Source organism: Bradyrhizobium sp. Leo114, assembly GCF_055229415.2.
Window position 1 is genome coordinate 82269 of record NZ_JBUYEN020000008.1, and the last position, 25294, is coordinate 107562.

The following is a 25294-nucleotide window of genomic DNA, read 5'->3' on the forward strand; positions in this document are numbered from 1 at the left end:
GATCAGGCCCCCGACATTCCGCACTTGCGCATCACCATCTTGGCAAAGCCGAACGGCTCCGGCGTAAACGGACCCGGCGGCGCGCGGGTAATCAGGGCGACGAAGAACAGCGCAGTCATCGCCAGCCAGAAGCACAGCCAGAAACCGTCGATATAAGCGAGCACGTTGGCCTCGCGCTGCACCAGCGCCGCCAGCGTCCCCACCGCCCGCGCCTGGGCGAGGCCGACGCCGTGTGCCGCGAATTCGTCGGCGAGCTGCTTGAGCATGCGCACGACATTGACATCGCCATTGGCGACGTGTTGCCCGATATAGTTGGAGTGGATCTGCTCGCGGACGCGCAGCCAGGTGCCCATCAGCGCCACGCCGATCTCGGCGCCGCCAAGCCGCATGATCTGGATATAGGCGGCGAACGCCGTGGCGCGGCTCGGGTCGGAATTGGCCAGCGCCATGATGATGATCGGCAATAGCGTCAGCGACTGCCCGATCGATTGCAGGAGAACGATGCCGGCAAAATCCCCCCGCGCCCAATCGTGGGTCAATTGCGTGCCCCAGAGATTGGCGGCCGCGAAGGCCGAAAATCCCAGAACAACCACCGTGCGCGGATCGAAATGCCTGAGCAGATAGATCGAGATCGGCACCAGCACGAACATCGGCAGCGCACCGTAGGTCAAGAGCAAAACGCCGCTCTGCTCCGGCCGCATCAGCGCGATCGTGCCGAGGAAGTTCGGCACCAGCGATGAATTGGACAGACTGGTGAGGGTGTAGAGCAGGATGACGACCAGCGAGAGCCCGACGTTGCGCGAGAACAGCACGTTCACATGCGCCCAAGGCTGCCGCACCATTGTCTCATTGATCACGAAGACGACGAACAGCGCCGCGCCGCCAAGCAACAGTGCCATCACCGTGCCAGATTCGAGCCAGTCGAGCCGATTGCCCTGATCGAGACCGGCATAGATCATCGACACCGAGCTGCCGAGCAGGAGCATGCCACCCCAATCCGCATCGCGAAGCAGATCCTTGTTGACGGGTTCGCTGGGCGTGCCGAGATAGACCATCAAGGCCATCAGCGGCGCGATGACGACGCCCTGCCAGTACACCCACTGCCAGCCGAGATGATCGACATAGAAGCCGACCAGCGAGGTCGAGGTATCCAGTGCGAAGCCAACCCGGATCGCGTAGATCGATATCGCCGGAATCCACCAGCGGATCGGTAGATTCCGGAACACGATCATCAGCGTCGCCGGCACGAAGGTGCCGAGCAACAGGCCATGCACGATGCTGAGCCCGATCAGCGTCGGGTAATGGTCGACGAATGGGATGACCAGCGACACCCCGGCATAGGCGAGGCTCGGGATGCCCAACACGCGGCGCAAGCCGAACACGGTGGCGAGCCAGGCGACCGCCGGCGCGATGAAGATTTGCGAGCCGATTCCTGCGGTCGAAATCCAGGCGCCCTCGTCGAAACCGAGCGAGAATGCGCCGCGCAGGTCCGGCAGGCCAACCGTGGTCAGCCGGCTGTCGACATTGGCGAGGAACGCGCCGAGCAGCACCGCGGCCACCGCAAACAGCGGCTGCCGCGCGATGCCGCCCTGCGAGACCGGTCCACGGCCGGCGTCGTCATTTGCCGCCATTCGTCCCCGCATCGGCAGTGTTGATGCTGGTGATCACCGACATGCCAGGCAACAGGCGCGAGAGCAGCGGCTGATTTTCGTCGAACCGGATACGGACCGGGATGCGCTGCACGACCTTGGTGAAATTGCCGGTGGCGTTATCCGGCGGCAATAGCGCGAATTGCGAACCGCTGGCCGGCGCAATGCGCTCGACGCGACCGCGCAATCTCTCACGCGGGAAACTGTCGACAGTGATCTCGACGGGTTGGCCCGGCCGCACCCGTGTGAGCTGGGTTTCCTTGTAGTTGGCGATCACATAGACATTTGGCAGCGGCACGACATTGATCAGGTTGGTGCCGATATTGACGTAGTCGCCCGGCTGCACCTGCCGCTCCCCGACGACGCCGTCGAACGGCGCCACGATTTTGGTGTAGCCGAGCTTGAGCTTCGCAGCGGCGAGCTGCGCCTTGGCAGCATCGAGATCGGCGGCGCGCTGCTTCTTGGTGCCCTGCAACACCTCGAGCTGATGGCGCTGCGCGGCAACCACGGCGCGGCTCGCGCGCACATCGGCCTGCGCCTTTGCATAGGCGGCGGTCGCCTGTTCGAGCCTCTGCCGCGTGCCTGCGTCGGTTTGCGACAGCGATTGCTGGCGCTCCTGCTCCTGGCGCGCCTCGACCTCCAGCGCCGCCGCGGAGACTTGCGCGGCCTCGGCCTGCGCGATCGTCGCGTATTGCAGTTCGACCTGATTGTTCAGATTGTCGAGCGCGGCCTGCGCGGCGGCGACGCCGGCTTCGGCCTGCGCAACCTGGGCCTCGTAATCGGCGGGATCGATCTGCACCAGGAGGTCTCCAGCCTTGACGTGCTGGAAATCCTTCACCGCCACCGTCAACACCTCGCCGGAGACGCGGCTGCTCAAGCGCGTCAGCTCGGCGCGGACATAGGCGTCGTTGGTGGTCTGGATCGTGGCTGCGCCGACCCATTCGTCCCAGCGCAACGTGGCGAGCGCAATGAAGGCGAAGGCGGCAAGCACGGCAAATACGGGAATGGCCAGCCGCGCCAACGTGCTCGACGGCGCGGCGGATGGCTTCGGCGGCGGAGCCGTAGGCGCCGGAGCCGGTGACGGCGCAATCCTGTTCAGGGGTGCCGGGGTGATTTGGTTTTGCTCACTCAAGGTACATTCCCCAGGTCATCCTTCTCACGCAACTACCGAGACAGCGACCGGCCGAGGGCGGCCATCATCGCTCAGACCGTCTTTTCCGGCCACCGGCAAAGATCGTTGATCAGGCATACCTCGCAGCGCGGTTTCCGCGCGAGACAGGTGTAGCGGCCGTGCAGGATAAGCCAGTGATGTGCATGCAGCATGAACTCGGCGGGAATCACTTTCTCCAGTCCGAGCTCGACTTCGAGCGGCGTCTTGCCCGGCGCAAGCCCGGTGCGGTTGGCGACGCGGAACACGTGGGTATCGACCGCCAACGTATGTTCGCCATAGGCCATGTTGAGCACAACATTGGCGGTCTTGCGGCCAGCGCCGGGCAGCGACTCGATCTCGGCGCGGGTGCGCGGCACCTGGCCACCAAAATCCGAGATCAGCTTCTCGGATAGCGCGATGACGTTCTTGGCCTTGGTGCGATAGAGACCGATGGTCCTGATATAGTCGCGCAGCTTCTCCCCACCGAGCGCGAGCATTTTCTGCGGCGTGTCGGCGACGGCAAACAGCGCCCGCGTCGCCTTGTTGACGCCGGCATCGGTCGCCTGCGCCGACAGCACGACGGCAACCAGCAGCGTATACGGATTGAGATGCTCAAGCTCCCCCTTCGGCTCCGGGTTGGCCTTGCGGAACCGTTCGAACGCTTCGCGCACTTCGGCCGGAGTCCAGGGCTTCTGGGCTTTAAGGGATTTCTTTGCCGCGCGAGCGGGTGGCCTCGCCACCGGCTTCTTTGCCGATTTTTTCGGCGACGATCGAACGGTGGGTTTCCTGGCGCGTTGAGCGCGGATGATTTTGGCCATGATCGGCCATATACTGGTGCGTCATGACTGCTAGCAACGACTTTGACCCCACGCTTGAACCAGAGCTGTTCTCGGCGCTGCTGACGCCGCACCGCTCGCTCAATCGTACCGGCTTCATCGTGCTGATGAGCATCGTCAGCGCGGTCAGTTTTGCGGCCGGCGCCGTATTCTGGTGGATGGGCGCCTGGCCGGTGTTCGGCTTCTTCGGCCTCGACGTGCTCGTCATCTACTGGGCCTTCCGCGTCAATTTCCGCACCGCCCAGGCCTGCGAGGAAATCACAGTGACGCCATCGGAATTGCGGGTGCGCCGGGTCAACCATCACGGGCATATCGCGGAATGGGTGCTCAATCCGCTCTGGGTGCAGTTCGAGCAGCAGGTCGACGCCGAGTTCGGCATCGAGCGGCTCTATCTGGTTTCCAGGGGACGCCGCGTCGACATCGGCAGCTTCCTGGGTCCAGACGAAAAAGCTAGTTTTGCCAAAGCCTTAATTGCCGCGCTGAACGCCGCCAAGCGCGGGCCGATCTACAATCCAATCCATTGAGGGTTGTCGGAAAACGGGTGGCTGAACCGCCGCATGCGCCCTAAATCAGCACCCATGATGACACTCGCCATCCACGATCAGCGTTTGGCCAAGTCGGGCCTCCAGAGTGCCGCGCAGCGCGACTACGATTCGGTACGGCGCGCGATCGCCTTCATCTCCGAGCGTTGGCGCGCGCAGCCGACCATCGAGGCGGTGGCGGACGCCGCCGGTGTGACGCCGGACGAGTTGCATCACCTGTTCCGCCGCTGGGCCGGGCTCACGCCAAAGGCGTTCATGCAGGCGCTCACCCTCGATCATGCCAAGAACCTGCTCCGCGATTCCGCGAGTGTGCTCGATGCCGCGCTCGATTCAGGACTGTCAGGCCCCGGCCGGTTGCACGATCTCTTCGTCACCCATGAAGCGATGTCGCCGGGCGAATGGAAGATTGGCGGCGCCGGCATGACGCTGCACTACGGCTTCCACCCCTCGCCATTCGGAACCGCGATCGTGATCGCCACCAGCCGCGGTCTGGCCGGTCTCGCCTTCGCCGATCCCGGCGACGAAGCAACCGCATTTGCCGACCTGCGCCGGCGCTGGCCGAACGCGACCTATGTGGAGGACGCCGAAGGCACCGCTCCGATTGCACAGCGTGTCTTCGACACGAAACTCTGGCGGCCAGACCAGCCGCTGCGCGTGGTCCTGATCGGCACCGATTTCGAGGTGCGGGTGTGGGAGACGTTGCTGAGGATCCCGATGGGGCGCGCAGTGTCGTATTCCGACATCGCCTGCAAGATCAACAGCCCGAAGGCCTCGCGCGCCGTCGGCGCCGCAGTCGGCCGCAACCCCGTGTCGTTCGTGGTGCCCTGCCATCGCGCGCTCGGCAAAAGCGGCGCGCTGACCGGCTATCATTGGGGCATCACCCGCAAGCAGGCGATGCTCGGCTGGGAAGCCGGGCAGTTGGGATTGCAGTAGTGGAGTAGCTCGCAGGATAGGCAGAGCGCAGCGAAACCCATCGCACGATCAGCGATCCAACCGCTTCCAGAACACCGCCGTGTCGCAGAGCGCGCCGTCAGGAAACAGCGCGTAGTTCGGGATGATCCCGCTCTCGGTCCAGCCGGCGCGCTTGTAGAGGCGATAGCCGTTCTCGCCCGGCACGGTGTCGAGCACGAGCAGCCAGCGGCCGCGCCTGATGGCTTCGACTTCGATCTGCGCCATTAGAGCTGCGCCGATGCCGCGCCCACGGACGGAACGGTGTACCAACATCTTTTTCAGGTCGGCGCGGTGCGGCTGGTTGGGCGGCGTGTCGAGACCCAACTGGACCGTGCCGACGATCTTGCCATCGAGCTTTGCTGCAAGCAGGATAGTCTCGCCTGACGCGACCGCGTCCGCGACCTTACGAAAGTACGCAAGCCCGTCGGCTTGCGAGAACGGCGCCATGAAGCTGACACTGGCGCCGCCCGTCGACACAATCGACGAGGACCGATGCGAGTTGCTCGAGGGCTGCGTCCGGTACGGGCGCGTCGAGAACGGAGATCTCGACGCTGCCGCTCACGCCGCCAGGTCGAGTTTGGAGGCGACGGTGGAGTCGGCGTTGAGGCGGTAGATGATTGGTGCGCCGGTCGCCAGCTCGCGCTTCACGATCTGCTCGGGCGACAGTTTCTCCAGCACCATGATCAGCGCGCGTAGCGAATTGCCGTGGGCGGCGACCAGCGTGCGCTCGCCGCGCAGCACGCAGGGCAGGATTTCCTGCACGTAATAGGGCAGCGCGCGCGCCAGCGTATCCTTCAGGCTTTCGCCGCCGGGCGGCGACACGTCGTAGGAGCGGCGCCAGATCAGGACCTGCTCTTCGCCCCACTTCTTGCGGGCGTCGTCCTTGTTGAGACCGGAGAGATCGCCGTAATCGCGTTCATTGAGCGCGACGTCCTTGAGCGTCTTCAATCCGGTCTGGCCGATTTCGGCGAGTGCCAGATCCAGCGTATGCTGCGCGCGCTTCAACACCGAAGTAAAGGCGATATCGAACGACAGTCCCTGCGCCTTCAACTTGCGCCCGGCCTCTTTTGCTTCAGCGATGCCCTGCTCGGTAAGACCGGGGTCCTTCCAACCGGTGAAGAGATTCTTCAGATTCCATTCACTCTGGCCATGGCGCACCAGCACGAGAAGACGATCGCTCATTCCAAATTCCGTTCTTGTTTGAGCATTATCATATCGGAAAACCGGTCCCGCTTTTCCGGATCATGCGTTAGACGTCGGACAGCCCCAGCACATCCATCATGGAGTATAGCCCGGGCTCCTTGCCATGTGCCCATAGCGCCGCCTTGATCGCGCCATGCGCAAAGATCATGCGGTCCTCGGCAAGGTGCGACAGCGTGATGCGCTCATGCGGTCCGGCGAAGATCACGCTGTGGTCGCCGGGCACCGTGCCGCCGCGGAGCGACGCAAAGCCGATATCGCCGGTGCGGCGCGCCCCGGTGTGGCCGTCGCGGCCGCGCACCGAGTGCTTCTCGAGCGCAACACCGCGGCCGGCGGCGGCGGCTTCGCCGAGCAGGAGAGCGGTGCCGGAGGGCGCGTCAACCTTGGCCTTGTGGTGCATCTCGACGATCTCGATGTCGAAGGCGTTGTCGAGCGATTTCGCGACCTGCTTGACGACGGCCGCCAGGATGTTGACGCCGAGGCTCATATTGCCTGATTTCACCACCACGGCGCGGTTGGTGACGCTTCGGATCACCGCGTCGTCGGACGCTGACAGCCCGGTGGTGCCGATGACATGGACGAGTCCACGCTGGACCGCGATCGCGACATTGGCGATCGTTGCCGCCGGCACGGTGAAATCCAGGATGCCGTCGGCATTGGCCGAGAGCGACCAAAGATCAGCCGATAATTTGACGCCGTTGGCCGGCAGGCCCGCGAGCACGCCGGCGTCCTCCCCGAGAAGGTCGGAGCCGGGCGCTTCCAGCGCACCGGTCAGAACCGCGCCCGGGGTCTCCGAGATGGCGCGCGTCAAGGCACGGCCCATCCGGCCGCCGGCCCCCGCAACGATCAAGCGCATATCGGCCATGGCTTATCCCTCACCACGCCCTATAGCGGGCGCAGGCCATTCCGGCAACCGAGTCTCTTGCGAGACGTTCCCATAGGCAAGCAAAAGCTGGAAACGAGGCGGGCAGAACGATAGTCCGATCTGGCCCGCCGGCGGGATCGCCGAGGCCGCCGTCCCGCGTGGCTACAGCCCTAGTTCCAACTGCTTTTCCAAGACGACCTGGCCGTCGCGTTCGACAGTATAGGTTGCCTTGTAGGTGCCGCGGCCCCAGCCGTTCGGCGGGCGCTTCTTTCCCGCAAACAACATGTACTGCGCCTTGTTGCTCTGAAGCGGCGCGGCTCGATTTTCGGCCAGAACTTGTCCCTGCGGGTCCTTGATCACCAGCCCCTGGGTGTCTCCCGCTTTCAGCCCGATGGCACGAACGAAGACAACAAGCGCGGGGGAATCGGCGGATACGGATTGCCCCTCCGCACTTGCTTCCTCGATGAGTTCCATGGTCGGCGGACCATTCATGAAGCCGGCGTTCAGCACCGCTCGTTCCTGATACGCAAGCCTGGCGCGGAGCGCGGGCTGCCAGAGCGATTCACCGCTGCCGCATGAGCCGGGAACGGCACCATAAGCGAAGGGATCGACGACGGCTCCTTTGTACCTCACAGTGAAATGCAGATGAGGATATTCGGTCAGACCCGACAGACCGATACGGCCGAGCCGCTGCCCGCGGGCGACGTCGTCGCCGGGCTTCACCGCCAGGCTGCCATTGGCCATATGGCAGTATTGGGTTTCCCAGCCGCCGGGATGTTCGATAAGGACGCCGTTGCCGCACTCGACATCGCGCACGGCCTCGCGAGCTGGCTTGCCGGTGGCGTCGGGCACGCCGTCGCGCATGCGAAGAACGCGGCCGCTTGCGGAAGCGAGCACGTCCACGCCGGATCTTTGCGCCGCGAGCGAGGGTATGCGGAAGTCCGTCCCGTTATGTGCGTCGTAGGTGAGCGTGCCGCATTTATAATCGCGGCTCGATTGCGACGGATCGTCGTCAACATAGTTCTGTATGTAGCAGGTCCGGCCAATCTCGCAGCCGACGGGCATTCCAAGCTCGATGTTCTCCGCGCGCGCGGAGCCGGCAAAGCCGACTGCGGTCGCGATCGCTGCGACGGACCGTATGAAGCTCGTGGATATGGTGGACGGCGTCGCAATCATCTGGCCGAAGCCTATCAGCTATCCAGCGCAGGGATCATTTCCTGTCGACTGTTATTCGGACAACGCGTGGCTCGTCACCTTCTTGCGAAGAAGGCCGGCTCAGGACTGGGGCGCGTCGTAGCCTTCGATGATGATGAGATCGGCGATCGAATGCGGCTGGCGGACCTTGATGTTGGCCTGGTATTCTGGCGAGCGATAGCAAGTCAGCGCCGTTTCGTAGTCGGGAAACTCGATCACGACGTTGCGGGAACGGCTCTGGCCTTCGACTGCGGTGAACTTGCCGCCGCGCACGACAAACTTGCCACCGAATTTCTGAAAGATGGCCGCGTTGGCCGCGATGTATGGCTTGTAGCCTTCCTCGTTGTGAACGTCGACGCGTCCGATCCAATATCCCTTGGCCATCCCTTTTTCTCCTTTGTTACTATCCGAGCGCCTGCGCGATCTCAGCCTGGACGGCTTCTGCGGCGGCTTTGGGGTCGGCGCCTTCCAGGATCGGCCGTCCGACCACCAGATAGTCAGCGCCGGCGGCGATTGCACGTGACGGCGTCATGATGCGCTTCTGATCGCCGCTCGCGGAACCGGCCGGGCGGATGCCTGGTGTCACCAGCTTCATCTGGTGCCCGACGATCTTGCGCAGCGAGGCCGCCTCCTCCGGCGAACTCACGAGCCCATCGACGCCGAGCACCTGCGCCTGCTGCGCGCGCGCCTCGACGAGATCGGCAACGTTGAAGCGATAGCCGGCGGCGTGGAGATCATTGTCGTCATAGGACGTCAGCACCGTGACCGCGAGAATCCTGAGGTTCGATCCCGCGCGTGCTTCGACGGCGGCCTTCATGGTCTGCGGATAGGCGTGCACGGTGAGGAAGGTCGCGCCAAGCGTCGCGATGCTCTCGACGCCGCGCGCCACCGTGTTGCCGATGTCATGCAGCTTGAGATCGACGAAGACCTTCTTGCCGGCGCTTGCGAGCGCGCGCGCCAGCGGCAGGCCGCCGGCATAAGCGAGCTGATAGCCGATCTTGTAGAAATTCACGCTGTCGCCGAGTTTGTCGATCATCGCTTCCGCTACGATGACGCTGGGCAAATCGAGGGCCACGATCAATCGGTCCTTCGGCGCGATATCGGCTGGCTGCATGTCACCTCACATCATGCGTTGAGAAAGGTCGATCAATTGCCGCACCATGGCCTGCATCGCCTCGATATCGGCGGGATGCCTTAAGCGATCCATATCGTCATAGGCATGTTCGGCAAATGACAGCGCGAGCTGGTTCGGGATCACGGGGGCCTGGCAGGCCGACAGGATGAGGCGGAGCGCCGCCAATGCGCGGCTGCCGCCGAGCCGGCCACCGGAGGCGGCAGCGATGGCGAAGACACGATCGCGAAACACCTGGCCGCGGGTCTCATGGGCATCCTGCACGCGGCTCACCCAATCGATGGTGTTCTTGACCAGCGGCGGCACCGAGGAATTATATTCCGGCGTCACGATCAGGACGCCATGATGCGCGCCGATCATGCGCTTGAGATTGATCGCGTTCTTCGGCACGCCGGATTTTGCCTGCAGGTCACCGTCGTAGATCGGCAGCGGAAAATCGGCCAAAGAGATGCGGCTGACCTCGGCGCCCGCCTGCGCGAATTCATGCGCTGCAACGGCCGCGAGCTTCGCGTTGAGCGAGCCTGATCGCAGCGACCCCGGGATCACAAGTATTTTCAGCGCAGACATTATTTTTGAATCGCGTTCGGCAGACCCGCCGCGCGACGCGCGGGTGTCACCGCCCTTTGCGATACACCCAGACCCGGGCGGGCGGAAGGTTCATCCAGATCCGCTCGGAAGCTTCTGTGGACACGCCCGGCAGCGATTTCGGGATCGGCGGGACGACCGAATAGGTGAATTGGACGAAGGGAGCGCCCGGCGCCAGGGCCGCGAAGGCGTCGCGGATCAATCTCAGGCGCGTGATCATCGGTTTGGTGACCAGCGGCAGGCCGGAGACCATCGCTGCGGCCGGCGCGGGTAAAGCGTCCCAGAGCGATTCCCGAAGCCTGTAGGCGTCGCCCTGCACCACCTTGGCCTGCGGATAGCGCTCGCGCAGCAGCGCGCAGAAGCCGGGATTGTATTCGACCAGCACGAGCCGCTTCTGATCGACGCCATGTTCGATCAGCGCGTTGGTGATCGCACCGGTCCCGGGACCAAGTTCGACGACGGGACCTTCCGATCTGACATCGACATATTGCGCCATCGTGCGCGCGAGCAACCGGCCTGACGGCATCACCGCGCCAACATGCAGCGGTTTTTCGATCCATGACCGGAGGAAGCGGACCTCGTCGTCGAGACGGGGCTTCTTCAACGGACGCACGGACGATTGCAGGGGCATGTCGCTACCAGGCGGGACCGCGCGAGCGGCTGTCAGAAAACAGTCATAAAGAGGTATAGGTCGAAGCCGTTATGGTCAAGCAGATCGCCCGCGCATCTGTTCCGCCGAACCGCAACGCAGTTCGGCGATAACGCTATGCACCAATTTGGATTTCGGCACTGTTACGCCCATCGCTTCCGCGACCACGCTAGGTACCCGTCCGAGTGCCGAAGAAGTCCTTGACCTTGGAGAAGAAACCTACCGCTTCCGGTTGCGTCGCGCCGGAGGAGAGCTTTTCGAACTCCGTCAGCAATTCCTGCTGCTTCTTGGTCAGATTCTGGGGCGTTTCGACCACGACCTGGACATACATGTCGCCGGTCTGGCGCGAGCGCAGCACCGGCATGCCCTTTGATGCAATGCGGAATCGGCGGCCGGATTGCGTTCCGGCCGGTACCTTCACCTTGGTCTTGCCCTTGTCGATGGTCGGCACATCGAACTCGCCACCCAGGGCCGCGGTGACCATCGAGATCGGCACGCGGCAGTGCAGGTCGGCGCCATCGCGCTGGAAGAACGCGTGCTGGGTCAGCGACAGGAAGATGTAGAGGTCGCCGGACGGGCCGCCGCGGACGCCGGCTTCGCCCTCGCCCGCGAGGCGAATGCGGGTGCCATCCTCGACGCCCTGGGGAATATTGACCGACAGCGTCCGCTCGCGTGTGACCCGACCGGAGCCGGAGCAAGACGGACAGGCGTCTTCGATCATCTGGCCGCGGCCCTGGCAGCCGGGGCAGGTGCGCTCCAGCGTGAAGAAGCCCTGGGCCTGGCGGATGCGGCCGGCGCCGCCGCACATCGAGCAGGTCTTCGGCTTGGTGCCGGCCTTGGCGCCGGTGCCGGAGCAGGATTCGCAGGTGACGGAGACAGGAATTTCGATCTGCGCGGTCTTGCCGAGATACGCCTCCTCGAGCGTGATCTCCATGTTGTAGCGAAGATCGGCGCCGCGCTCGCGGCCACCGCTACGCCGCTGCCCGGCCATGCCGAACAGGTCTTCGAAAATATCGGAGAAAGAAGAGGCAAAACCAGCGCCGAAGCCTGGACCGCCACCGCCCATGCCCTGCTCGAACGCGGCATGGCCGTAGCGGTCATAAGCGGCGCGCTTATCGTTGTCCTTCAGGACCTCGTAGGCTTCGTTGATTTCCTTGAACCTGACCTCGCTCGTGGCATCGCCGGGATTGCGGTCCGGATGCCATTTCATCGCGAGCTTACGGAAAGCCGATTTCAGCTTGGTTTCGTCCGCGTTCCGCTCGACCTCGAGGGTCTCGTAATAGCAGCGCTTGGTAGACATCAGTCAAACCCGCCCGAATTCATCCTCATGCCGGACCATGCGTTCGGCAAGATGCAGTGTCCGGCTTAACGAAAAATGACCCCCATCCATGGAGACGCTCGGCGCGCTCTTGGCATGGGGGTCATCATCCTACGCCCGCGTCTTAAGCAGACTTCTTGTTCTTGTCGTCGTCGACCTCGGTGAACTCCGCGTCGACGACATCATCCTTCGCAGCGTCCTTGGCGGCATCGCTTTCGGCCTGCTGTTTGTACATGGCTTCGCCGAGCTTCATCGAAGCCTGCGCCAGCGCGTTGGTCTTGGCCTTGATCGCTTCGGCATCATTGCCCTTCAAGGCTTCCTTCAGGTCGCTGACGGCGTCCTCGATGGCGCGGCGCTCGGTCTCGGCGACCTTCGAGCCATGCTCGGCCAGCGCCTTCTCGGTGGAATGCACCAGCGCGTCCGCATGATTCTTGGCGTCGACGGCCTCACGCCGCTTCTTGTCCTCGGCCGCGTTGGCCTCGGCGTCCTTGACCATCTTCTCGATGTCGGTTTCGGAGAGGCCGCCGGATGCCTGGATCCGGATCTGCTGCTCCTTGCCGGTCGCCTTGTCCTTGGCCGAGACGTTGACGATGCCGTTGGCGTCGATGTCGAAGGTCACCTCGATCTGCGGCATGCCGCGCGGGGCCGGCGGAATGCCCATCAGGTCGAACTGGCCGAGCATCTTGTTGTCGGCCGCCATTTCACGCTCGCCCTGGAAGACGCGGATGGTGACCGCGTTCTGGTTATCCTCAGCGGTCGAGAACACCTGGCTCTTCTTGGTCGGGATCGTGGTGTTGCGGTCGATGATGCGGGTGAACACGCCGCCCAGCGTCTCGATGCCGAGCGACAGCGGGGTCACGTCGAGCAGCAGGACGTCCTTGACGTCGCCCTGCAGCACGCCGGCCTGGATCGCAGCACCGATGGCGACGACCTCATCCGGGTTGACGCCCTTGTGCGGCTCCTTGCCGAACAACTGCTTCACCACTTCCTGAACCTTCGGCATGCGGGTCATGCCGCCGACCAGCACCACCTCGCCGACTTCGGCGGCGGTGAGGCCGGCATCCTTCAGCGCCTTGCGGCAGGGCTCAATGGTCTTCTGGATGAGTTCGTCAACCAGTGCCTCGAACTTGGCGCGGGTCAGCTTCATCGTCAGATGCTTCGGCCCGGTCTGGTCGGCCGTGATGAAGGGCAGGTTGATCTCGGTCTGCGTCGTCGACGACAATTCGATCTTGGCCTTCTCAGCGGCTTCCTTCAGGCGCTGCAAGGCAAGCTTGTCATTGCGCAGGTTGATGCCCTGCTCCTTCTGGAATTCGTCGGCGAGATAGCTGACGAGCCGCATGTCGAAATCTTCGCCGCCGAGGAAGGTGTCGCCGTTGGTCGACTTCACCTCGAACACGCCGTCGCCGATTTCCAGGATCGAGATATCGAAGGTGCCGCCGCCGAGGTCGTACACCGCGATGGTGCCGGACTTGGTCTTGTCGAGACCGTAAGCAAGCGCGGCCGCGGTCGGCTCGTTGATGATGCGCAGCACTTCAAGGCCCGCAATCTTGCCGGCGTCCTTGGTGGCCTGGCGTTGCGCGTCGTTGAAGTAGGCGGGAACCGTGATGACGGCCTGATCGACCTTCTGGCCGAGATGCGCTTCCGCGGTCTCCTTCATCTTCTGCAGGATGAAGGCGGAGACCTGGGAGGGCGAATAGGTCTTGCCGTCGGCCTCGACCCAGGCGTCGCCGTTCGATGCCTTGACGATCTTGTAGGGGACAAGCTTCTTGTCCTTCTCGACCATCGGGTCGTCGTAGCGGCGGCCGATGAGGCGCTTCACCGCAAAGAATGTCCGTTCAGGATTGGTCACCGCCTGGCGCTTGGCCGGCTGACCGACGAGGCGCTCGCCATCATCGGTGAGGGCGACGATCGACGGCGTCGTCCGCATGCCCTCGGAATTCTCGATGACCTTCGCGTTCTTGCCATCCATTACGGCAACGCACGAATTCGTGGTGCCGAGGTCGATCCCTATGACCTTTCCCATGATTCTGATTTCCTTCTTTCTAAGGCAGGTTGGCTGGGCCCTGACGGCGCACCGAACCGAACCCCCACACGTTCAAATGCTCGCGATATTGCGACGATGAGCCTCATATAGGAGGGGGGGTAAGGCCTGCAAGGACTGGACGCAACCTTGAGGTCTGAAAAGACTGACGTTTGAAAGATTGTGTCAGTCCGGCCCGGGACCTGTCTGGTCCTGTTTTGGTCCTAGGCTTGGTCTTGGGGCCCACATTAACGAATGCGCAAGAAAGCTGCGACATTGCACCCTGTGCCATCAGGCTGCATGGAGCCGCCCGCCCCTGTCGTCGGGCCATCAAAACCGCTAAAAGCGGGCCAACTGAACGAGGCCCGACAGCTTGCGGCCCGCACCGGCCGCCCATTGAACGGCTTCAATGCCAAACCCGGTAGATCCTTGACATGAACCCCATTCGCCTCCTCGCCGCGGTCACCCTGTTCGTTGCCGCCGCATTTCCCGCCTTTGCCGCGGACGTGGTCTTTCCGCCGGGCGCCCGGGTCGGGATGAAGCCGCTGGTGGGGCTCAATCGCGCGAAAACCTTCACCGGCTTCGAGACCGAGGACCAGGGCGTCAAGGTGCTGGTCACCGACCTGCCGGCGGAGGCCTATGGCGAGGTCGCCAACGCCTTCAAGGCGAACCCGGGCGGCACCGGCGGGATCAAGCCGGAGAGCATCGAGACCGCTGCCGGCCTTGCCTATTACACGGTCGAGAATGCCAAGGATGGCGCCGGCACCGTGCGGCGCTATTCGATGATCCTGCCCGGCCCGACCTTCTCCGGCTACATCGCCATGCAGGTCCCGGAGAATGCCGCCAGGATCTATACCGACGATGCCGTCCGCCAGATGTTTTCGACCGCCGCGATCCGGGATCAGGTTCCAGTCGACGAGCAGCTCGGGCTGATGCCGTTCAAGATGACCGAACTGGCGAACTTCAAGAACGTCCGCACGCTGGCACCCGGCGCCGCGCTGATCGTCGCCGATGGCGACGAGAAGAGCGGGTTCGAGGTGGCGCCCTTCATGATCATCGGCATCATCGGCTCGACCGCCGCCTCTCCCGATGATCGCGGCCGTTTTGCCCAGCAGATCGCGACCACGATTCCCGGCGTGCGCGACGGACGGATCACGATGTCGGAGCCGATCCGCATCGATGGCCAGCCCGGCTACGAGACACGGATCGATGCGGTGAGCGGCAAGGACAATACGCCGGTGACCATCGTACAATGGCTGCGGTTCGGTGCGCAGACCTCGCTGCGCATCATCGGCTCCTCGCCGCGCGATCAATGGTCGGCCGCATTCCCGCGCTTCCGCAGCGTGCGCGACGGAATTCAGCCGCGATAACATCTATCTCTGCCGGCCTTTGTCGAGGCCGGCATTAACAGCATTCCGTCAGCCGATGCGTTGAGCAGATTCAGTTCTGCTGTGCGGCGGAAGCCGGCGCGGTTTTTGCGCCGCCCTTGGAGACACCGACCAGCGCCGGACGCAGCACGCGATCGCCGATCGTGTAGCCGGCCTGGACCACCTGCACCACTGTGCCCGAGGGCACGGAGGGATCGGGAACCTCGTACATCGCCTGCTGAAAGTTCGGATCGAACTTCTCGCCGGTGGGATCGAACTTCTTGACGCCGTTCTTCTCCAGCGTGGCGTGCAGCGAACGCTCGGTCAATTCGACACCCTCGATCAGGGCCTTCAGCCCGGGGTCGGCGGCCGCCTTGGCCTCCGCCGGGACGGCGTCGAGGGCACGCTGCAGATTGTCGGCGATATCGAGGATGTCGCGGGCAAAGCCGGTGATGCCATAAGCGCGCGCATCCGCGATCTCGCGGCTGGTGCGCTTGCGCAGATTTTCCATCTCGGCCAGCGTGCGCAACGTCCGATCGCGCGCTTCATTGAGCTCCTTGGTCAAGGCTTCCGCCGATCCCTGTTCGGGATCGTCGGGCATGACGTAGGGCTTCGAGACCACGGGCTCGCCGGTCTGCGCCGGGTTCTCGGCGTTGTCGTTTGGCCGGTTCGGATCGGTCATGGCTTGCCTTTTCGAAAAATCACGTCTGATCAACAGTTAAGGGATTGGCTGGCCCGGATATCGTGCTTTGGGCCATGAAAATCAAGCGCAACCGGCCCCGTTTCGGGGTTAGAGCGTTTTCGAGCGAAGCATGCCCTCGGACCTGATCCGAGGGTGGACACCGGTTCGCGTGAAGAAAACGCGTCAAAACAAGAATCTAGAGCTCCGGTTCTGATTCCGTCAGAACCGGAAATGCTCTAGCCGCCGAGGATCCTGCTGACGAGGCGCGCGGCATAGTCCACGGTCGGGATCACCCGCGCATAATTCAGCCGGGTTGGCCCGATCACGCCGAGCACGCCCACGATACGGCCAGCGCCGTCGCTATAGGGCGCAACGATGGTCGAGGACCCCGAGAGCGAGAACAATTTGTTCTCCGACCCGATGAAGATCCGCACGCCATCGGCGCTTTCCGCACGCCCCAGAAGGTCGATCACGCCGCGCTTGGTCTCGAGATCATCGAACAGCGACTTGATGCGCTCGAGATCCTCGAGCGCATGCAAATCCTCCAGGAGATTGGCGTGCCCGCGCACGATGAGCTGCCGGTCTTCATTGTCGCCGCCCGACCAGCTCGCAAGCCCTGCAGAGATCACCTTCTGCGTCAATTGATCGAGCTCGGCGCGACTTTGTCCCAGCGCGGTCTCGAGTTCGAGCCGCGCTTCGGCGAGCGTACGGCCGAGGATGCGTGCATTGAGGAAGTTGGTGGCCTCGATCAGTGCCGAGGATGGAACACCCGGCGGCAAGCTCAGCACCCGGTTCTCGACCTGCCCGTCTTCGCCGACCAGCACCACCAGCGCACGTTCCGGCTCCAGCCGCACGAACTCGATATGCTTCAGCCGCGCATTGGATTTGGGCGTCAGCACCACGGCGGCGGCGCGGGTGAGGCCGGATAGCCGGATCAAGGCCTCATCGAGCGCTGCCTCGACCGACTGCGCGCGGCCGACAGTAGCCAATTGGCTCTGGATCGATTGCCGTTCCGCCTCCGTGAGATGGCCGACCTGCATCAGCGCATCGACGAAAAAGCGCAGGCCCAATTCGGTCGGCAGTCGGCCGGCGGAGGTATGCGGCGCGTAGATCAGTCCGAGCTGTTCGAGATCGGACATCACATTGCGCACCGAGGCCGGCGACAGCGGCAGCGCGATCAGGCGCGAGATGTTACGCGAGCCGACCGGCTCGCCGGTCGCCAGATAACTTTCGACGATTTGACGGAAAATGTCGCGCGAACGCTCGTTGAGCTGGGCAAGCCCGGCGTGCGGCGCGATCAAACCAACCGGTTCGTGTTGAGCCACAATAACTCCCTCACAACTGCCTCTAATTTGACCATCCACACGCCCGGTGACAAGCGTGCATTACCCGCCCGGAAGCCGGCCAAAAAGCTTGCCGCTGCGGCTGCCCGCTCCTACAAGCACCGCCAGCCATATCGCTCGAATTCCCGGAGGATTCCCATGCGGCCAAGCCGCCGTGCACCCGACGAACTGCGCCCCGTCTCATTGGAACGCGGCGTGGTCAAATATGCCGAGGGTTCCTGCATGGTGAAATTCGGCGACACCCATGTGCTGGTCACTGCGACCCTGGAAGACCGCCTGCCGCCATGGCTGAAGGGCCAGGGCCGCGGCTGGGTCACCGCCGAATACGGCATGCTGCCCCGCGCCACGCTGGAACGTACCCGGCGCGAGGCCTCCGCCGGCAAGCAGGGCGGGCGCACCATCGAGATCCAGCGCCTCATCGGCCGTTCGCTCCGCGCCACCATCGACCTGGAAGCGCTGGGCGAGCGCCAGATCACGGTCGATTGCGACGTGCTGCAGGCCGATGGCGGCACGCGCACCGCCTCGATCACCGGCGCCTGGGTCGCGCTTGCCGACTGCATCAACTGGATGAAGACCCGCAACATGCTGAAAACCAACGTGTTGCGCGACAACGTCGCGGCCATCTCCTGCGGCATCTATAATGGCACGCCGGTGCTCGACCTCGACTACGCCGAGGATTCTGAAGCCGAGACCGACGCCAATTTCGTCATGACCGGCGACGGCCGCATCATCGAGGTACAGGGCACCGCGGAAAAGACGCCGTTCTCGCAGGACGAGTTCCTGGCGCTGATGGCGCTGGCGCGCAAGGGCGTGGCGCGGCTGGTCGACTTGCAGAAAATGGCAGTGGCGTAGTCAATAGGCCATGCACCGCCGAATCACTGGAAAGCTCGTGATCGCGACCCACAATCCCGGCAAGCTTGCCGAGATGCGCGAATTGCTGGCGCCGCATGGCGTGGAGGCGATCTCGGCAGGCGATCTCGGTCTTGGCGAGCCCGAGGAGACCGGCGACAGTTTTCGCGCCAATGCCGCGATCAAGGCGATTGCGGCAGCCAAGGCCGCCGATCTCCCGGCATTTGCCGATGATTCCGGGCTGGTGGTCGACGCGCTGGACGGCGCCCCTGGCATCTATTCGGCGCGCTGGGCCGGCGAAAACAAGGATTTCATCGCCGCGATGACGCGGATCGAGCGCCTCTTGCAGGAACGTAGCGCCACGGCGCCTGACCGCCGGAGCGCTCATTTCGTCTCCGCGCTCTGCGTCGCCTGGCCGGATGGGCACCTCGAAGAGGTCGAGGCGCGTGCCGACGGAACTTTGGTGTGGCCGCCGCGCGGCACCGCGGGTTTCGGCTATGATCCCATGTTCCTGCCGGATGGCCATACCCGCACCTTCGGCGAGATGACGAGCGTCGAGAAGCACGGGCTGCCGCCGCTCGGACTCGGCCTGTCGCACCGGGCCCGTGCCTTCGTCAAATTGGCGGAGATATGCCTTGACTGACCGGGACCAGGCAGCCTTCGGCGTCTACGTGCACTGGCCGTTCTGCCTGTCGAAATGCCCGTATTGTGATTTCAACAGCCACGTCAGGCATACGCAGATCGATGAGGCGCGCTTTGCCCGTGCCTTTGCGCGCGAGATCGAGACCACCGCGGCGCGCGTCCCCGGCCGCGAAGTGTCCTCGATCTTCCTCGGCGGCGGTACGCCGTCATTGATGCAGCCGCAGACGGTCGGCGCGATCCTGGATGCGATCGGCAAGTATTGGCGCGTCGCTCCCGATGTCGAAGTGACACTGGAAGCCAATCCGACGAGCGTCGAAGCCACACGGTTTCGCGGCTATCGCGCCGCCGGCGTCAACCGCGTATCGCTCGGCGTGCAGGCGCTCGATGATGCCTCGCTGAAGGCGCTGGGGCGATTACACACTGCGCGCGAAGCGCTCGATGCGGTCGCCGTCGCCCGTCAATCTTTCGATCGCTATTCCTTCGACCTGATCTACGCCCGGCCCGATCAAACTCCCGCGATGTGGGCCGACGAACTGAAGCATGCGATCGCGGAAGCCGCCGAGCATCTGTCGCTCTATCAGCTCACGATCGAGGAAGGCACGCCGTTCTTTGGTCTGCATGCCGCAGGCAAATTGCAGACGCCGGACGAGGCGGTCGCGCGCGCGCTTTACGACGTGACGCAAGAGGTCTGTACGCAAGCAGGCCTGCCGGCCTACGAGATCTCCAATCACGCCCGCCTCGGCGCGGAGTGCCGGCACAATCTCGTCTATTGGCGTGGCGACGAATATGCCGGCATCGGCCCGGGCGCACATGGCCGCCTCGACATCAACGGCCGCCGTCACGCCACCGCGACCGAGAAGCGGCCGGAAGCCTGGGTGATGCGCGTCGAAACCAATGGCAGCGGCGTCATCACCGACGAGGTGCTCAACAGCGAGGAGCGCGCCGACGAATTCCTGCTGATGGGGCTTCGTCTCGCCGAAGGCATCGACCCCACGCGCTATGCGTCGCTCTCAGGCCGTGCACTCGACCCGCGCCGCATCGCGGTGCTGCGCGAAGAGGGCGCCATCATCGTCGACACCGACGGACGGCTACGCGTGACCAAGTCAGGTTTCCCGGTGCTGGATGCCGTGGTGGCGGATTTGGCCGCGTAGTCGACGCACAATTCGTAGCCCGGCTGGAGCGAAGCGCAATCCGGGGCCTCTCCATCCGCACGCGACAGAATCCCGGGTTGCGCTGCGCTTCACCGGGCTACAGCCGCTTCATCACGCCCCAAAACTCTTCGGTGAGCCCGCGACCGCCTGGGCGCCGCTGGTCGCAACCTTCATCACCGCAAGGCCGCGTTCGTTGGTGCCGTCAGCGCGGAAGCGGAACAGGCCGTCGATACCGGCGAAGCCGGAAGGATTGGTCAGCGTTTCCTGCTGGAAGCGCTGAGCACCTTGCGTCCGCGCCAGCGCGGCCACCAGCGCAACGCCATCATAGGCGAGCGTTGCGGTGCGCACGGGCTCGGAGCCGTATTTGCTGCGGTAACGTCCCGCGAAGGCGCGGAAGCCGGACGGATCCGGCGCGGCAAACAGACCGCCCTGCAGCGCCTGATTCGCGAACACCCGCGGATTGTCCCACAGGCCGGTGCCCAGAAGCTGGATGTTGCGCAGATTGGCGCCGGCTGCGGTCAGCGCGTCTGCCGTCGCTACCACCGAATCACCGTCATCGGCGAGCAACAGCGCATCGGCCTGGGCGAGCGACTGCGCCACCGTGCGTGCCGGCGTGGCGCGATCGGCGCCGTATTTTTCGAACGCGACGACGCGGCCCTTGCGGCCGGCCACCTGCTTGAACGCGGCCTCGACCACATTGCCATAGGCATTGTCGGGAACCAGCGCGGCGAAGGAGCGCTTTCCAATGCTCGCGGAATATTCGACGATCCGGTTGATGTCGGACTCCGGCAGGAAGCTCAGGAGATAAACGCCGCGTCCCGCCACGCTCGAATCCGTCGAGAACGCGATTACTGAGATACCGCGCCCGCGCGCCACCTGGGCGACGGCCGGCACCGACTGCGCAAACAGCGGGCCCAAAATGATTTCGGCGCCTTCGCCGATCGCCTGCTGCGCGCCCTGGGAGGCGCCCTGCGGACTGCCGCCATCGTCCTTGATCAGGAGCTGGATGTTCGGGTTCTGGAATTCCGCCAGCGCCAGTTCGGCGGCGTTCTTCATCGACTGCCCGGCAAGGCCGGCATTGCCGGCCGCCGACAGCGGCAAGATCAACCCTACTTTGACCTGCCCGTTGCCGATCGCCTGCGGCTGCTGCTGCGGTCCGGCGGGGGCTGCTTCCGGCTGCGGCGAGCCGGACGGACTGGTAAACTGGCTAAGGGTCTGCTGCACCCCCGAGCAGGCGGCCAGCAGGGGAGCACCCAGCATCAGGCCGAGTGCTGTCCGGCGGGTCGCGGCGGAACCTTGCAGACCCGGGGATTTTGGTTTGCGGCTATGCGGGCCCACCATCTCGTCTCTTCTCTTGACCGGCCGTGTTCGGGCCGGGATTCCAACTGCCGAACCAATGGAGGATGGAATCAGGCATATTGTCGGCGAATAGTTAACCAAAACAAAGGGATTATCCCCATGGTGAATTGCCCGCTGTGGACCGCGACCCCCTCACCAAGGCGCAGCACAGCCGCTCCCCCTCCGCAAGACGCAAGCGCGTTATGGCGCCGGCGCTCTCGCACTCTTCGTTCGAGCACGATCTTTCGGAAAACCGGTGTCCACTTTTCCGGATGATGCTCTAGATTGGCACTATGCGCGCAAAAGCCAGCTCAAGATACGGCGCTGACGCCGGGACGGACGTCCCCAACAGGACATTTTCCATCGGCGGTCATGTGCTGAACGCGCCAAAGCCGGTTCCCGGCCTCCATCTGGTTGCAACACCAATCGGAAATCTCGCCGACATCACCCTTCGCGCGCTGGAGACACTCGCCGGCGCGGACCTGATCGCCTGCGAGGACACCCGCATCACCCGCCGTTTGACCGAGCGTTACACGATTGCAGCCGAGCTGACCCCCTACCATGAGCACAATGCGGCCCAGGCCCGGCCAAAAATCCTGCAGCGGCTGGCCGAGGGCGCCGCGATCGCGCTGGTCTCCGATGCCGGCACGCCGCTGATCTCCGACCCTGGCTTCAAGCTGGTGCGCGAGGCCTGCGCCGCCGGGCACCACGTTGTCGCGGTGCCCGGGGCATCATCGGTACTGACGGCGCTCTCGGTCGCGGCGCTGCCGACCGACCGCTTTTTCTTCGAGGGCTTCTTGCCTGCGAAGGAACAGGCCCGGCGCACGCGGCTCTCTGAGCTCGCCAGGATCGACTCAACGCTGGTGCTGTTCGAATCCGGCAGCCGCGTGCAGGAGACGCTTGCCGACCTCGCCGCGATCATGGGCGGGCGCGACGCCGCGATCTGCCGCGAGCTGACAAAACTGCACGAAGAGATCAGGCGCGCCCCGATCGCCGAACTGGCGGCGGCCAGGGACGCGCTGGAGACGCGCGGCGAATTTGTGCTGGTGATCGGTCCGCCGCCGGCGGACGCGCAGGTGATGGGGCAGGATCAGCTCGACGAACTGCTGCGCGCGTCACTCCCGCGCGACAGCGTCAAGGATGCGGTTGCGCATGCAGTCGAGCTTTCCGGCCGGCCGCGCCGCGAGGTCTATGCCCGCGCCCTCGAACTCGCAAAGGAACTGCGGGGCGACGATGGCCAAGAGTGACGGCAGCCCGCCGCAGGAGGCGGACACAAAGCTCGCCTCGCCCGAACGGGTCGCTGCGTTCCGCACCGGGCTATCGGCGGAAAGCCGCGCCGCGGCCTATTTGATGGCCAAGGGCTATCGCATTCTCGCCAAGCGCTTCCGCACGCCCTATGGCGAGATCGACCTGGTGGTGCGCAAGCGCAACCTGCTCGCCTTCGTCGAGGTCAAGGCCCGCGCCAGCTTTGATGAGGCCGCCTATGCCGTCACGCCGCGCCAGCAACAGCGCATCATTGCTGCGGCCCAGGCCTGGCTGATGGCGCATCCCGAACATGCGGAATTCGACATGCGTTTCGACGCCATGCTGATTGCGCCCAAGCATCTGCCGCGCCATCTGTTAGCGGCGTTCGACGCCAGCGCATGACTTCCTCGAGAGACCGGACCCAAAGCCCATGAAATTGAACGTCGCCGTCCAGATGGATCCCATTGAGCGCATCAACATCCGCGGCGATTCGACGTTCGCGCTGCTGCTCGAAGCGCAGAAGCGCGGCCACGGCATTTCCTACTACACGCCTGACAAGCTCTCGCTGCGCGGCGACGCGCTGGTGGCGCCGGTGCAGGTCCTTTCCGTGCGCGACGAGATCGGCGATCACTTCACGCTCGGCGAGCCGAGGCGCGAGCCGCTGACCAATTTCGACGTGATCCTGCTGCGGCAGGATCCGCCGTTCGATCTCGCCTACATCACCTCGACGCATTTGCTCGAGCGCCTTCACCCGAAGACCCTGGTCGTCAACAATCCTGCCAGCGTCCGCGATGCGCCGGAAAAGCTGTTCGTGATGAACTTTCCGCAGCTCATGCCGCCGACATTGATCTCGCGCGACCTCGACGAGATCAATGCGTTCCGCGACGAGCATGGCGCCGTCGTCATGAAACCGTTGCACGGCCATGGCGGCGCCGCGGTGTTCCGCGTGATGCCCCAGGACATGAATTTCGGCTCGCTGTTCGACATGTTTTCGGTGACGTTCAAGGAGCCCTGGGTGATCCAGCGCTTCCTTCCCGAGGTCAAGCATGGCGACAAGCGCATCATCCTGGTCGACGGCGAATTCGCCGGCGCCGTCAATCGCGTGCCGGCGGCGGACGATTTGCGCTCCAACATGGTGCGCGGCGGCGCGGCGCAGTCGACCGAACTCTCCGACTGCGAGCGCAAGATCTGCACGACGCTCGGCCCGGCCTTGCGCGAGCGTGGCCTGTTGTTCGTCGGCATCGACGTGATCGACGGCTATCTCACCGAGATCAACGTCACCTCGCCAACCGGCATCCGCGCTATCTCGCGGCTCGGCGGTCCGGACGTGGCCGCCAGGATCTGGGACGTGATCGAATCAAAGCGCACGAAATCGTAAGGCCGTTCGTCTTCCTTCCTCTCTGAGACCTCTTGTCAGCTTGCGGCAGCGGGCGCAGCATGCCCCCGCTCGCCTTCAGGTCGCGGGGCAGGACCTGTTCGCGGGCGGCAACGCGGCGACTTGCCAAAGATAACTCGACAAAAATGTGGAGGAAAAGCATGACGATCAATGTCTCGCGAAGGTCACTGCTCGCGCTCGGCGCCGGCCTTGGTGCAAGCACGCTGCTCGGCGGCAGCGCGCTGGCACGCGCGCCGAAACTCGGCACGCAAACGCCTTATTGGCACCGCTTCATTCTCGGCGATGCCGAAGTCACCGTCGTCTCCGACGGCCCGCTGCCGCTCGGCGATCCCTCCGGCACGTTTACCGGCGTGCCGAAGGAAGAAGTGAAGAAGATGCTGTCGGACAATTTCCTGTCGCCCGACAATGTCGTGCTGGAGCAGAATTCGCCGATCGTGAACACCGGCGACAAGCTGATCCTGTTCGACACCGGCATGGGCACGTCGAAAGCGTTCGGTCCGACCACCGGCCGCCAGCAGAAGAGCATGGCGGAGGCTGGCATCAAGCCTGAGGACATCGACGCCGTCGTCTGCTCGCATGCGCATATCGACCACATCGGCGGCATCGTCGATGCCAACGACAAGCCGCTGTTCCCGAACGCGCAGGTCTATATCGCGCAGAGCGACTTCGACTACTGGACCGACGAAGGCAAGATGGGCAGCCCGCTGAAGGACTTTGTCATTCACGCGCGCAAGAATCTCGTGCCGGTCCGCGACCGCCTGGTGTTCTTCAAGGACGGCCAGGAATTCCTGCCCGGCGTGCAGGCGATCGCAGCGCCCGGCCACACTGTCGGCCACCACATCTTCATGGTGAGCTCGGCCGGCAAATCCTTCGCCTTCCTCGGCGATCTCTCGCACCACGCGGTGCTGCTGCTGGAGCGGCCGCGGATGGAATTCTCCTACGATACCGACCCGAAACAGGCGGCGGCTTCGCGGGTGAGACTGCTGGAGATGCTGGCGGCCAACAAGACCCCGGTGATGTCCTATCACTTCGCCTGGCCCGGTTACGGCCATGTCGCCAAGGTCGGCGACGGCTTCCATTATTATCCCGAACCGATGCAGATGACGCTGTAAGCCTGCCCGGGCTCTGGGACGGCCGCGCGGCAGGTCCCGGAGCCCGCGTTCCCGTAATGTTCTTGCGCTTGGCGCTGC

At 64.2% G+C, this 25294-nt stretch carries 25 protein-coding genes and 1 pseudogene; 10 read left to right on the top strand and 16 right to left on the bottom strand.

All coding sequences use genetic code 11. The annotated features are described in order from the left end of the window. Positions 1-2: 2 nt before the first annotated feature. The 3 genes from ACZIRK_RS11780 to nth form a co-directional block, all read right to left on the bottom strand. Complete coding sequence (locus ACZIRK_RS11780; protein ID WP_130225540.1) at positions 3-1631, bottom strand: MFS transporter; 1629 nt, start codon at positions 1629-1631, stop codon at positions 3-5. Further along, positions 1618-2781: an HlyD family secretion protein gene (locus tag ACZIRK_RS11785; protein ID WP_130225539.1), complete on the bottom strand. Its 1164-nt coding sequence runs from the start codon at positions 2779-2781 to the stop codon at positions 1618-1620. The genes ACZIRK_RS11780 and ACZIRK_RS11785 overlap by 14 nt, the downstream gene beginning before the upstream one ends. A 71-nt stretch (positions 2782-2852) precedes the next feature. Beyond that, a complete protein-coding gene (gene nth, locus ACZIRK_RS11790) occupies positions 2853-3617 on the bottom strand; it encodes an endonuclease III (protein ID WP_130225538.1) in 765 nt (254 codons plus the stop codon). Between the two features lie 23 nt (positions 3618-3640). Between nth and ACZIRK_RS11795 the strand changes: the two genes are divergently transcribed. After that, the gene (locus tag ACZIRK_RS11795) at positions 3641-4159 is read left to right on the top strand and encodes a DUF2244 domain-containing protein (RefSeq protein ID WP_130225537.1); all 519 of its coding nucleotides are present in this window, start codon (positions 3641-3643) and stop codon (positions 4157-4159) included. Positions 4160-4213: 54 nt separating this feature from the next. Continuing rightward, positions 4214-5110, top strand: coding sequence for a methylated-DNA--[protein]-cysteine S-methyltransferase (locus ACZIRK_RS11800; protein ID WP_130225536.1), 897 nt, complete (start codon positions 4214-4216; stop codon positions 5108-5110). A gap of 48 nt (positions 5111-5158) precedes the next feature. Here the strand turns inward: ACZIRK_RS11800 and ACZIRK_RS11805 are convergent. The 10 genes and pseudogenes from ACZIRK_RS11805 to dnaK all read right to left on the bottom strand — a co-directional run bounded on the left by ACZIRK_RS11805 (position 5159) and on the right by dnaK (position 14094). Further along, positions 5159-5690, bottom strand: a pseudogene (locus ACZIRK_RS11805) (N-acetyltransferase family protein). Continuing rightward, complete coding sequence (locus tag ACZIRK_RS11810; RefSeq protein ID WP_130225535.1) at positions 5687-6310, bottom strand: 2,3-bisphosphoglycerate-dependent phosphoglycerate mutase; 624 nt, start codon at positions 6308-6310, stop codon at positions 5687-5689. Before ACZIRK_RS11810 ends, ACZIRK_RS11805 begins: the two are co-directional and overlap by 4 nt. Positions 6311-6377: 67 nt before the next feature. Next, positions 6378-7193 carry a 4-hydroxy-tetrahydrodipicolinate reductase gene (gene dapB / locus ACZIRK_RS11815; RefSeq protein ID WP_130225534.1) on the bottom strand — a complete coding sequence of 272 codons (816 nt, stop codon included), beginning with the start codon at positions 7191-7193 and terminating at the stop codon, positions 6378-6380. Between the two features lie 162 nt (positions 7194-7355). Continuing rightward, a complete protein-coding gene (locus ACZIRK_RS11820; RefSeq protein WP_165435186.1) occupies positions 7356-8369 on the bottom strand; it encodes a M23 family metallopeptidase in 1014 nt (337 codons plus the stop codon). 99 nt (positions 8370-8468) lie between these two features. After that, positions 8469-8771, bottom strand: coding sequence for a DUF1330 domain-containing protein (locus ACZIRK_RS11825; RefSeq protein WP_130225533.1), 303 nt, complete (start codon positions 8769-8771; stop codon positions 8469-8471). A 19-nt stretch (positions 8772-8790) separates the two neighbouring features. Further along, positions 8791-9501, bottom strand: coding sequence for an orotidine-5'-phosphate decarboxylase (gene pyrF / locus ACZIRK_RS11830; protein ID WP_463327381.1), 711 nt, complete (start codon positions 9499-9501; stop codon positions 8791-8793). 6 nt (positions 9502-9507) lie between these two features. Next, positions 9508-10086, bottom strand: a complete 579-nt coding sequence (locus ACZIRK_RS11835; RefSeq protein WP_130225531.1) for an NADPH-dependent FMN reductase — start codon at positions 10084-10086, stop codon at positions 9508-9510. A gap of 46 nt (positions 10087-10132) precedes the next feature. Continuing rightward, a complete protein-coding gene (locus tag ACZIRK_RS11840) occupies positions 10133-10735 on the bottom strand; it encodes a class I SAM-dependent methyltransferase (protein WP_130225530.1) in 603 nt (200 codons plus the stop codon). Positions 10736-10922: 187 nt separating this feature from the next. Then, the gene (dnaJ, locus tag ACZIRK_RS11845) at positions 10923-12053 is read right to left on the bottom strand and encodes a molecular chaperone DnaJ (protein WP_130225529.1); all 1131 of its coding nucleotides are present in this window, start codon (positions 12051-12053) and stop codon (positions 10923-10925) included. Positions 12054-12195: 142 nt separating this feature from the next. Then, positions 12196-14094: a molecular chaperone DnaK gene (dnaK, locus tag ACZIRK_RS11850; RefSeq protein ID WP_130225528.1), complete on the bottom strand. Its 1899-nt coding sequence runs from the start codon at positions 14092-14094 to the stop codon at positions 12196-12198. Positions 14095-14525: 431 nt separating this feature from the next. On the opposite strand from dnaK, the gene ACZIRK_RS11855 reads away from it, so the two are divergent. Next, positions 14526-15461, top strand: coding sequence for a hypothetical protein (locus ACZIRK_RS11855; RefSeq protein ID WP_130225527.1), 936 nt, complete (start codon positions 14526-14528; stop codon positions 15459-15461). A 70-nt stretch (positions 15462-15531) separates the two neighbouring features. Here ACZIRK_RS11855 and grpE read toward each other — a convergent pair whose 3' ends face one another. After that, entirely contained in the window at positions 15532-16140 is a 609-nt protein-coding gene (gene grpE, locus ACZIRK_RS11860) for a nucleotide exchange factor GrpE (protein WP_028164802.1), read from the bottom strand. 236 nt (positions 16141-16376) lie between these two features. Then, positions 16377-17465 (bottom strand): heat-inducible transcriptional repressor HrcA, encoded by a 1089-nt coding sequence (gene hrcA / locus ACZIRK_RS11865; protein WP_028164801.1) that lies wholly within the window; start codon positions 17463-17465, stop codon positions 16377-16379. Positions 17466-17621: 156 nt separating this feature from the next. On the opposite strand from hrcA, the gene rph reads away from it, so the two are divergent. From rph to hemW, 3 genes are read left to right on the top strand one after another with little or no spacing between them, the layout of a single operon-like run. Next, positions 17622-18335 carry a ribonuclease PH gene (rph, locus tag ACZIRK_RS11870; RefSeq protein ID WP_028164800.1) on the top strand — a complete coding sequence of 238 codons (714 nt, stop codon included), beginning with the start codon at positions 17622-17624 and terminating at the stop codon, positions 18333-18335. A gap of 10 nt (positions 18336-18345) precedes the next feature. Beyond that, positions 18346-18975, top strand: coding sequence for an RdgB/HAM1 family non-canonical purine NTP pyrophosphatase (gene rdgB, locus ACZIRK_RS11875; RefSeq protein WP_130225526.1), 630 nt, complete (start codon positions 18346-18348; stop codon positions 18973-18975). After that, positions 18968-20125, top strand: a complete 1158-nt coding sequence (hemW, locus tag ACZIRK_RS11880) for a radical SAM family heme chaperone HemW (protein ID WP_130225525.1) — start codon at positions 18968-18970, stop codon at positions 20123-20125. Before rdgB ends, hemW begins: the two co-directional genes overlap by 8 nt. Before the next feature lie 111 nt (positions 20126-20236). Here the strand turns inward: hemW and ACZIRK_RS11885 are convergent, their stop codons facing one another. Further along, positions 20237-21466, bottom strand: a complete 1230-nt coding sequence (locus ACZIRK_RS11885) for a penicillin-binding protein activator (protein ID WP_130225524.1) — start codon at positions 21464-21466, stop codon at positions 20237-20239. A 290-nt stretch (positions 21467-21756) separates the two neighbouring features. Here ACZIRK_RS11885 and rsmI point away from each other — a divergent pair, with 290 nt between their 5' ends. The 4 genes from rsmI to ACZIRK_RS11905 all read left to right on the top strand — a co-directional run bounded on the left by rsmI (position 21757) and on the right by ACZIRK_RS11905 (position 25216). Further along, entirely contained in the window at positions 21757-22710 is a 954-nt protein-coding gene (gene rsmI, locus ACZIRK_RS11890; protein WP_130225523.1) for a 16S rRNA (cytidine(1402)-2'-O)-methyltransferase, read from the top strand. Next, positions 22697-23110, top strand: a complete 414-nt coding sequence (locus tag ACZIRK_RS11895) for a YraN family protein (protein WP_130225522.1) — start codon at positions 22697-22699, stop codon at positions 23108-23110. The genes rsmI and ACZIRK_RS11895 overlap by 14 nt, the downstream gene beginning before the upstream one ends. Positions 23111-23138: 28 nt before the next feature. Further along, the gene (gshB, locus tag ACZIRK_RS11900; protein ID WP_130225521.1) at positions 23139-24086 is read left to right on the top strand and encodes a glutathione synthase; all 948 of its coding nucleotides are present in this window, start codon (positions 23139-23141) and stop codon (positions 24084-24086) included. Between the two features lie 158 nt (positions 24087-24244). Continuing rightward, a complete protein-coding gene (locus ACZIRK_RS11905) occupies positions 24245-25216 on the top strand; it encodes an MBL fold metallo-hydrolase (protein ID WP_130225520.1) in 972 nt (323 codons plus the stop codon). The last annotated feature ends 78 nt before the right edge of the window (positions 25217-25294 follow it).

Coding starts and splice junctions, on each gene's coding strand:
- ACZIRK_RS11800 (WP_130225536.1), top strand. CDS start 4,214: ATGATGACACTCGCCATCCACGATCAGCGTTTGGCCAAGTCGGGCCTC.
- rsmI (WP_130225523.1), top strand. CDS start 21,757: ATGCGCGCAAAAGCCAGCTCAAGATACGGCGCTGACGCCGGGACGGAC.
- dnaJ (WP_130225529.1), bottom strand. CDS start 12,053: ATGTCTACCAAGCGCTGCTATTACGAGACCCTCGAGGTCGAGCGGAAC.
- rdgB (WP_130225526.1), top strand. CDS start 18,346: ATGCACCGCCGAATCACTGGAAAGCTCGTGATCGCGACCCACAATCCC.
- ACZIRK_RS11905 (WP_130225520.1), top strand. CDS start 24,245: ATGACGATCAATGTCTCGCGAAGGTCACTGCTCGCGCTCGGCGCCGGC.
- nth (WP_130225538.1), bottom strand. CDS start 3,617: ATGGCCAAAATCATCCGCGCTCAACGCGCCAGGAAACCCACCGTTCGA.
- grpE (WP_028164802.1), bottom strand. CDS start 16,140: ATGACCGATCCGAACCGGCCAAACGACAACGCCGAGAACCCGGCGCAG.
- dapB (WP_130225534.1), bottom strand. CDS start 7,193: ATGGCCGATATGCGCTTGATCGTTGCGGGGGCCGGCGGCCGGATGGGC.
- ACZIRK_RS11885 (WP_130225524.1), bottom strand. CDS start 21,466: ATGGTGGGCCCGCATAGCCGCAAACCAAAATCCCCGGGTCTGCAAGGT.
- ACZIRK_RS11825 (WP_130225533.1), bottom strand. CDS start 8,771: ATGGCCAAGGGATATTGGATCGGACGCGTCGACGTTCACAACGAGGAA.
- ACZIRK_RS11795 (WP_130225537.1), top strand. CDS start 3,641: ATGACTGCTAGCAACGACTTTGACCCCACGCTTGAACCAGAGCTGTTC.
- ACZIRK_RS11820 (WP_165435186.1), bottom strand. CDS start 8,369: ATGATTGCGACGCCGTCCACCATATCCACGAGCTTCATACGGTCCGTC.
- ACZIRK_RS11855 (WP_130225527.1), top strand. CDS start 14,526: ATGAACCCCATTCGCCTCCTCGCCGCGGTCACCCTGTTCGTTGCCGCC.
- gshB (WP_130225521.1), top strand. CDS start 23,139: ATGAAATTGAACGTCGCCGTCCAGATGGATCCCATTGAGCGCATCAAC.
- rph (WP_028164800.1), top strand. CDS start 17,622: ATGCGGCCAAGCCGCCGTGCACCCGACGAACTGCGCCCCGTCTCATTG.
- ACZIRK_RS11895 (WP_130225522.1), top strand. CDS start 22,697: ATGGCCAAGAGTGACGGCAGCCCGCCGCAGGAGGCGGACACAAAGCTC.
- pyrF (WP_463327381.1), bottom strand. CDS start 9,501: ATGCAGCCAGCCGATATCGCGCCGAAGGACCGATTGATCGTGGCCCTC.
- ACZIRK_RS11780 (WP_130225540.1), bottom strand. CDS start 1,631: ATGGCGGCAAATGACGACGCCGGCCGTGGACCGGTCTCGCAGGGCGGC.
- ACZIRK_RS11810 (WP_130225535.1), bottom strand. CDS start 6,310: ATGAGCGATCGTCTTCTCGTGCTGGTGCGCCATGGCCAGAGTGAATGG.
- dnaK (WP_130225528.1), bottom strand. CDS start 14,094: ATGGGAAAGGTCATAGGGATCGACCTCGGCACCACGAATTCGTGCGTT.
- ACZIRK_RS11840 (WP_130225530.1), bottom strand. CDS start 10,735: ATGCCCCTGCAATCGTCCGTGCGTCCGTTGAAGAAGCCCCGTCTCGAC.
- ACZIRK_RS11835 (WP_130225531.1), bottom strand. CDS start 10,086: ATGTCTGCGCTGAAAATACTTGTGATCCCGGGGTCGCTGCGATCAGGC.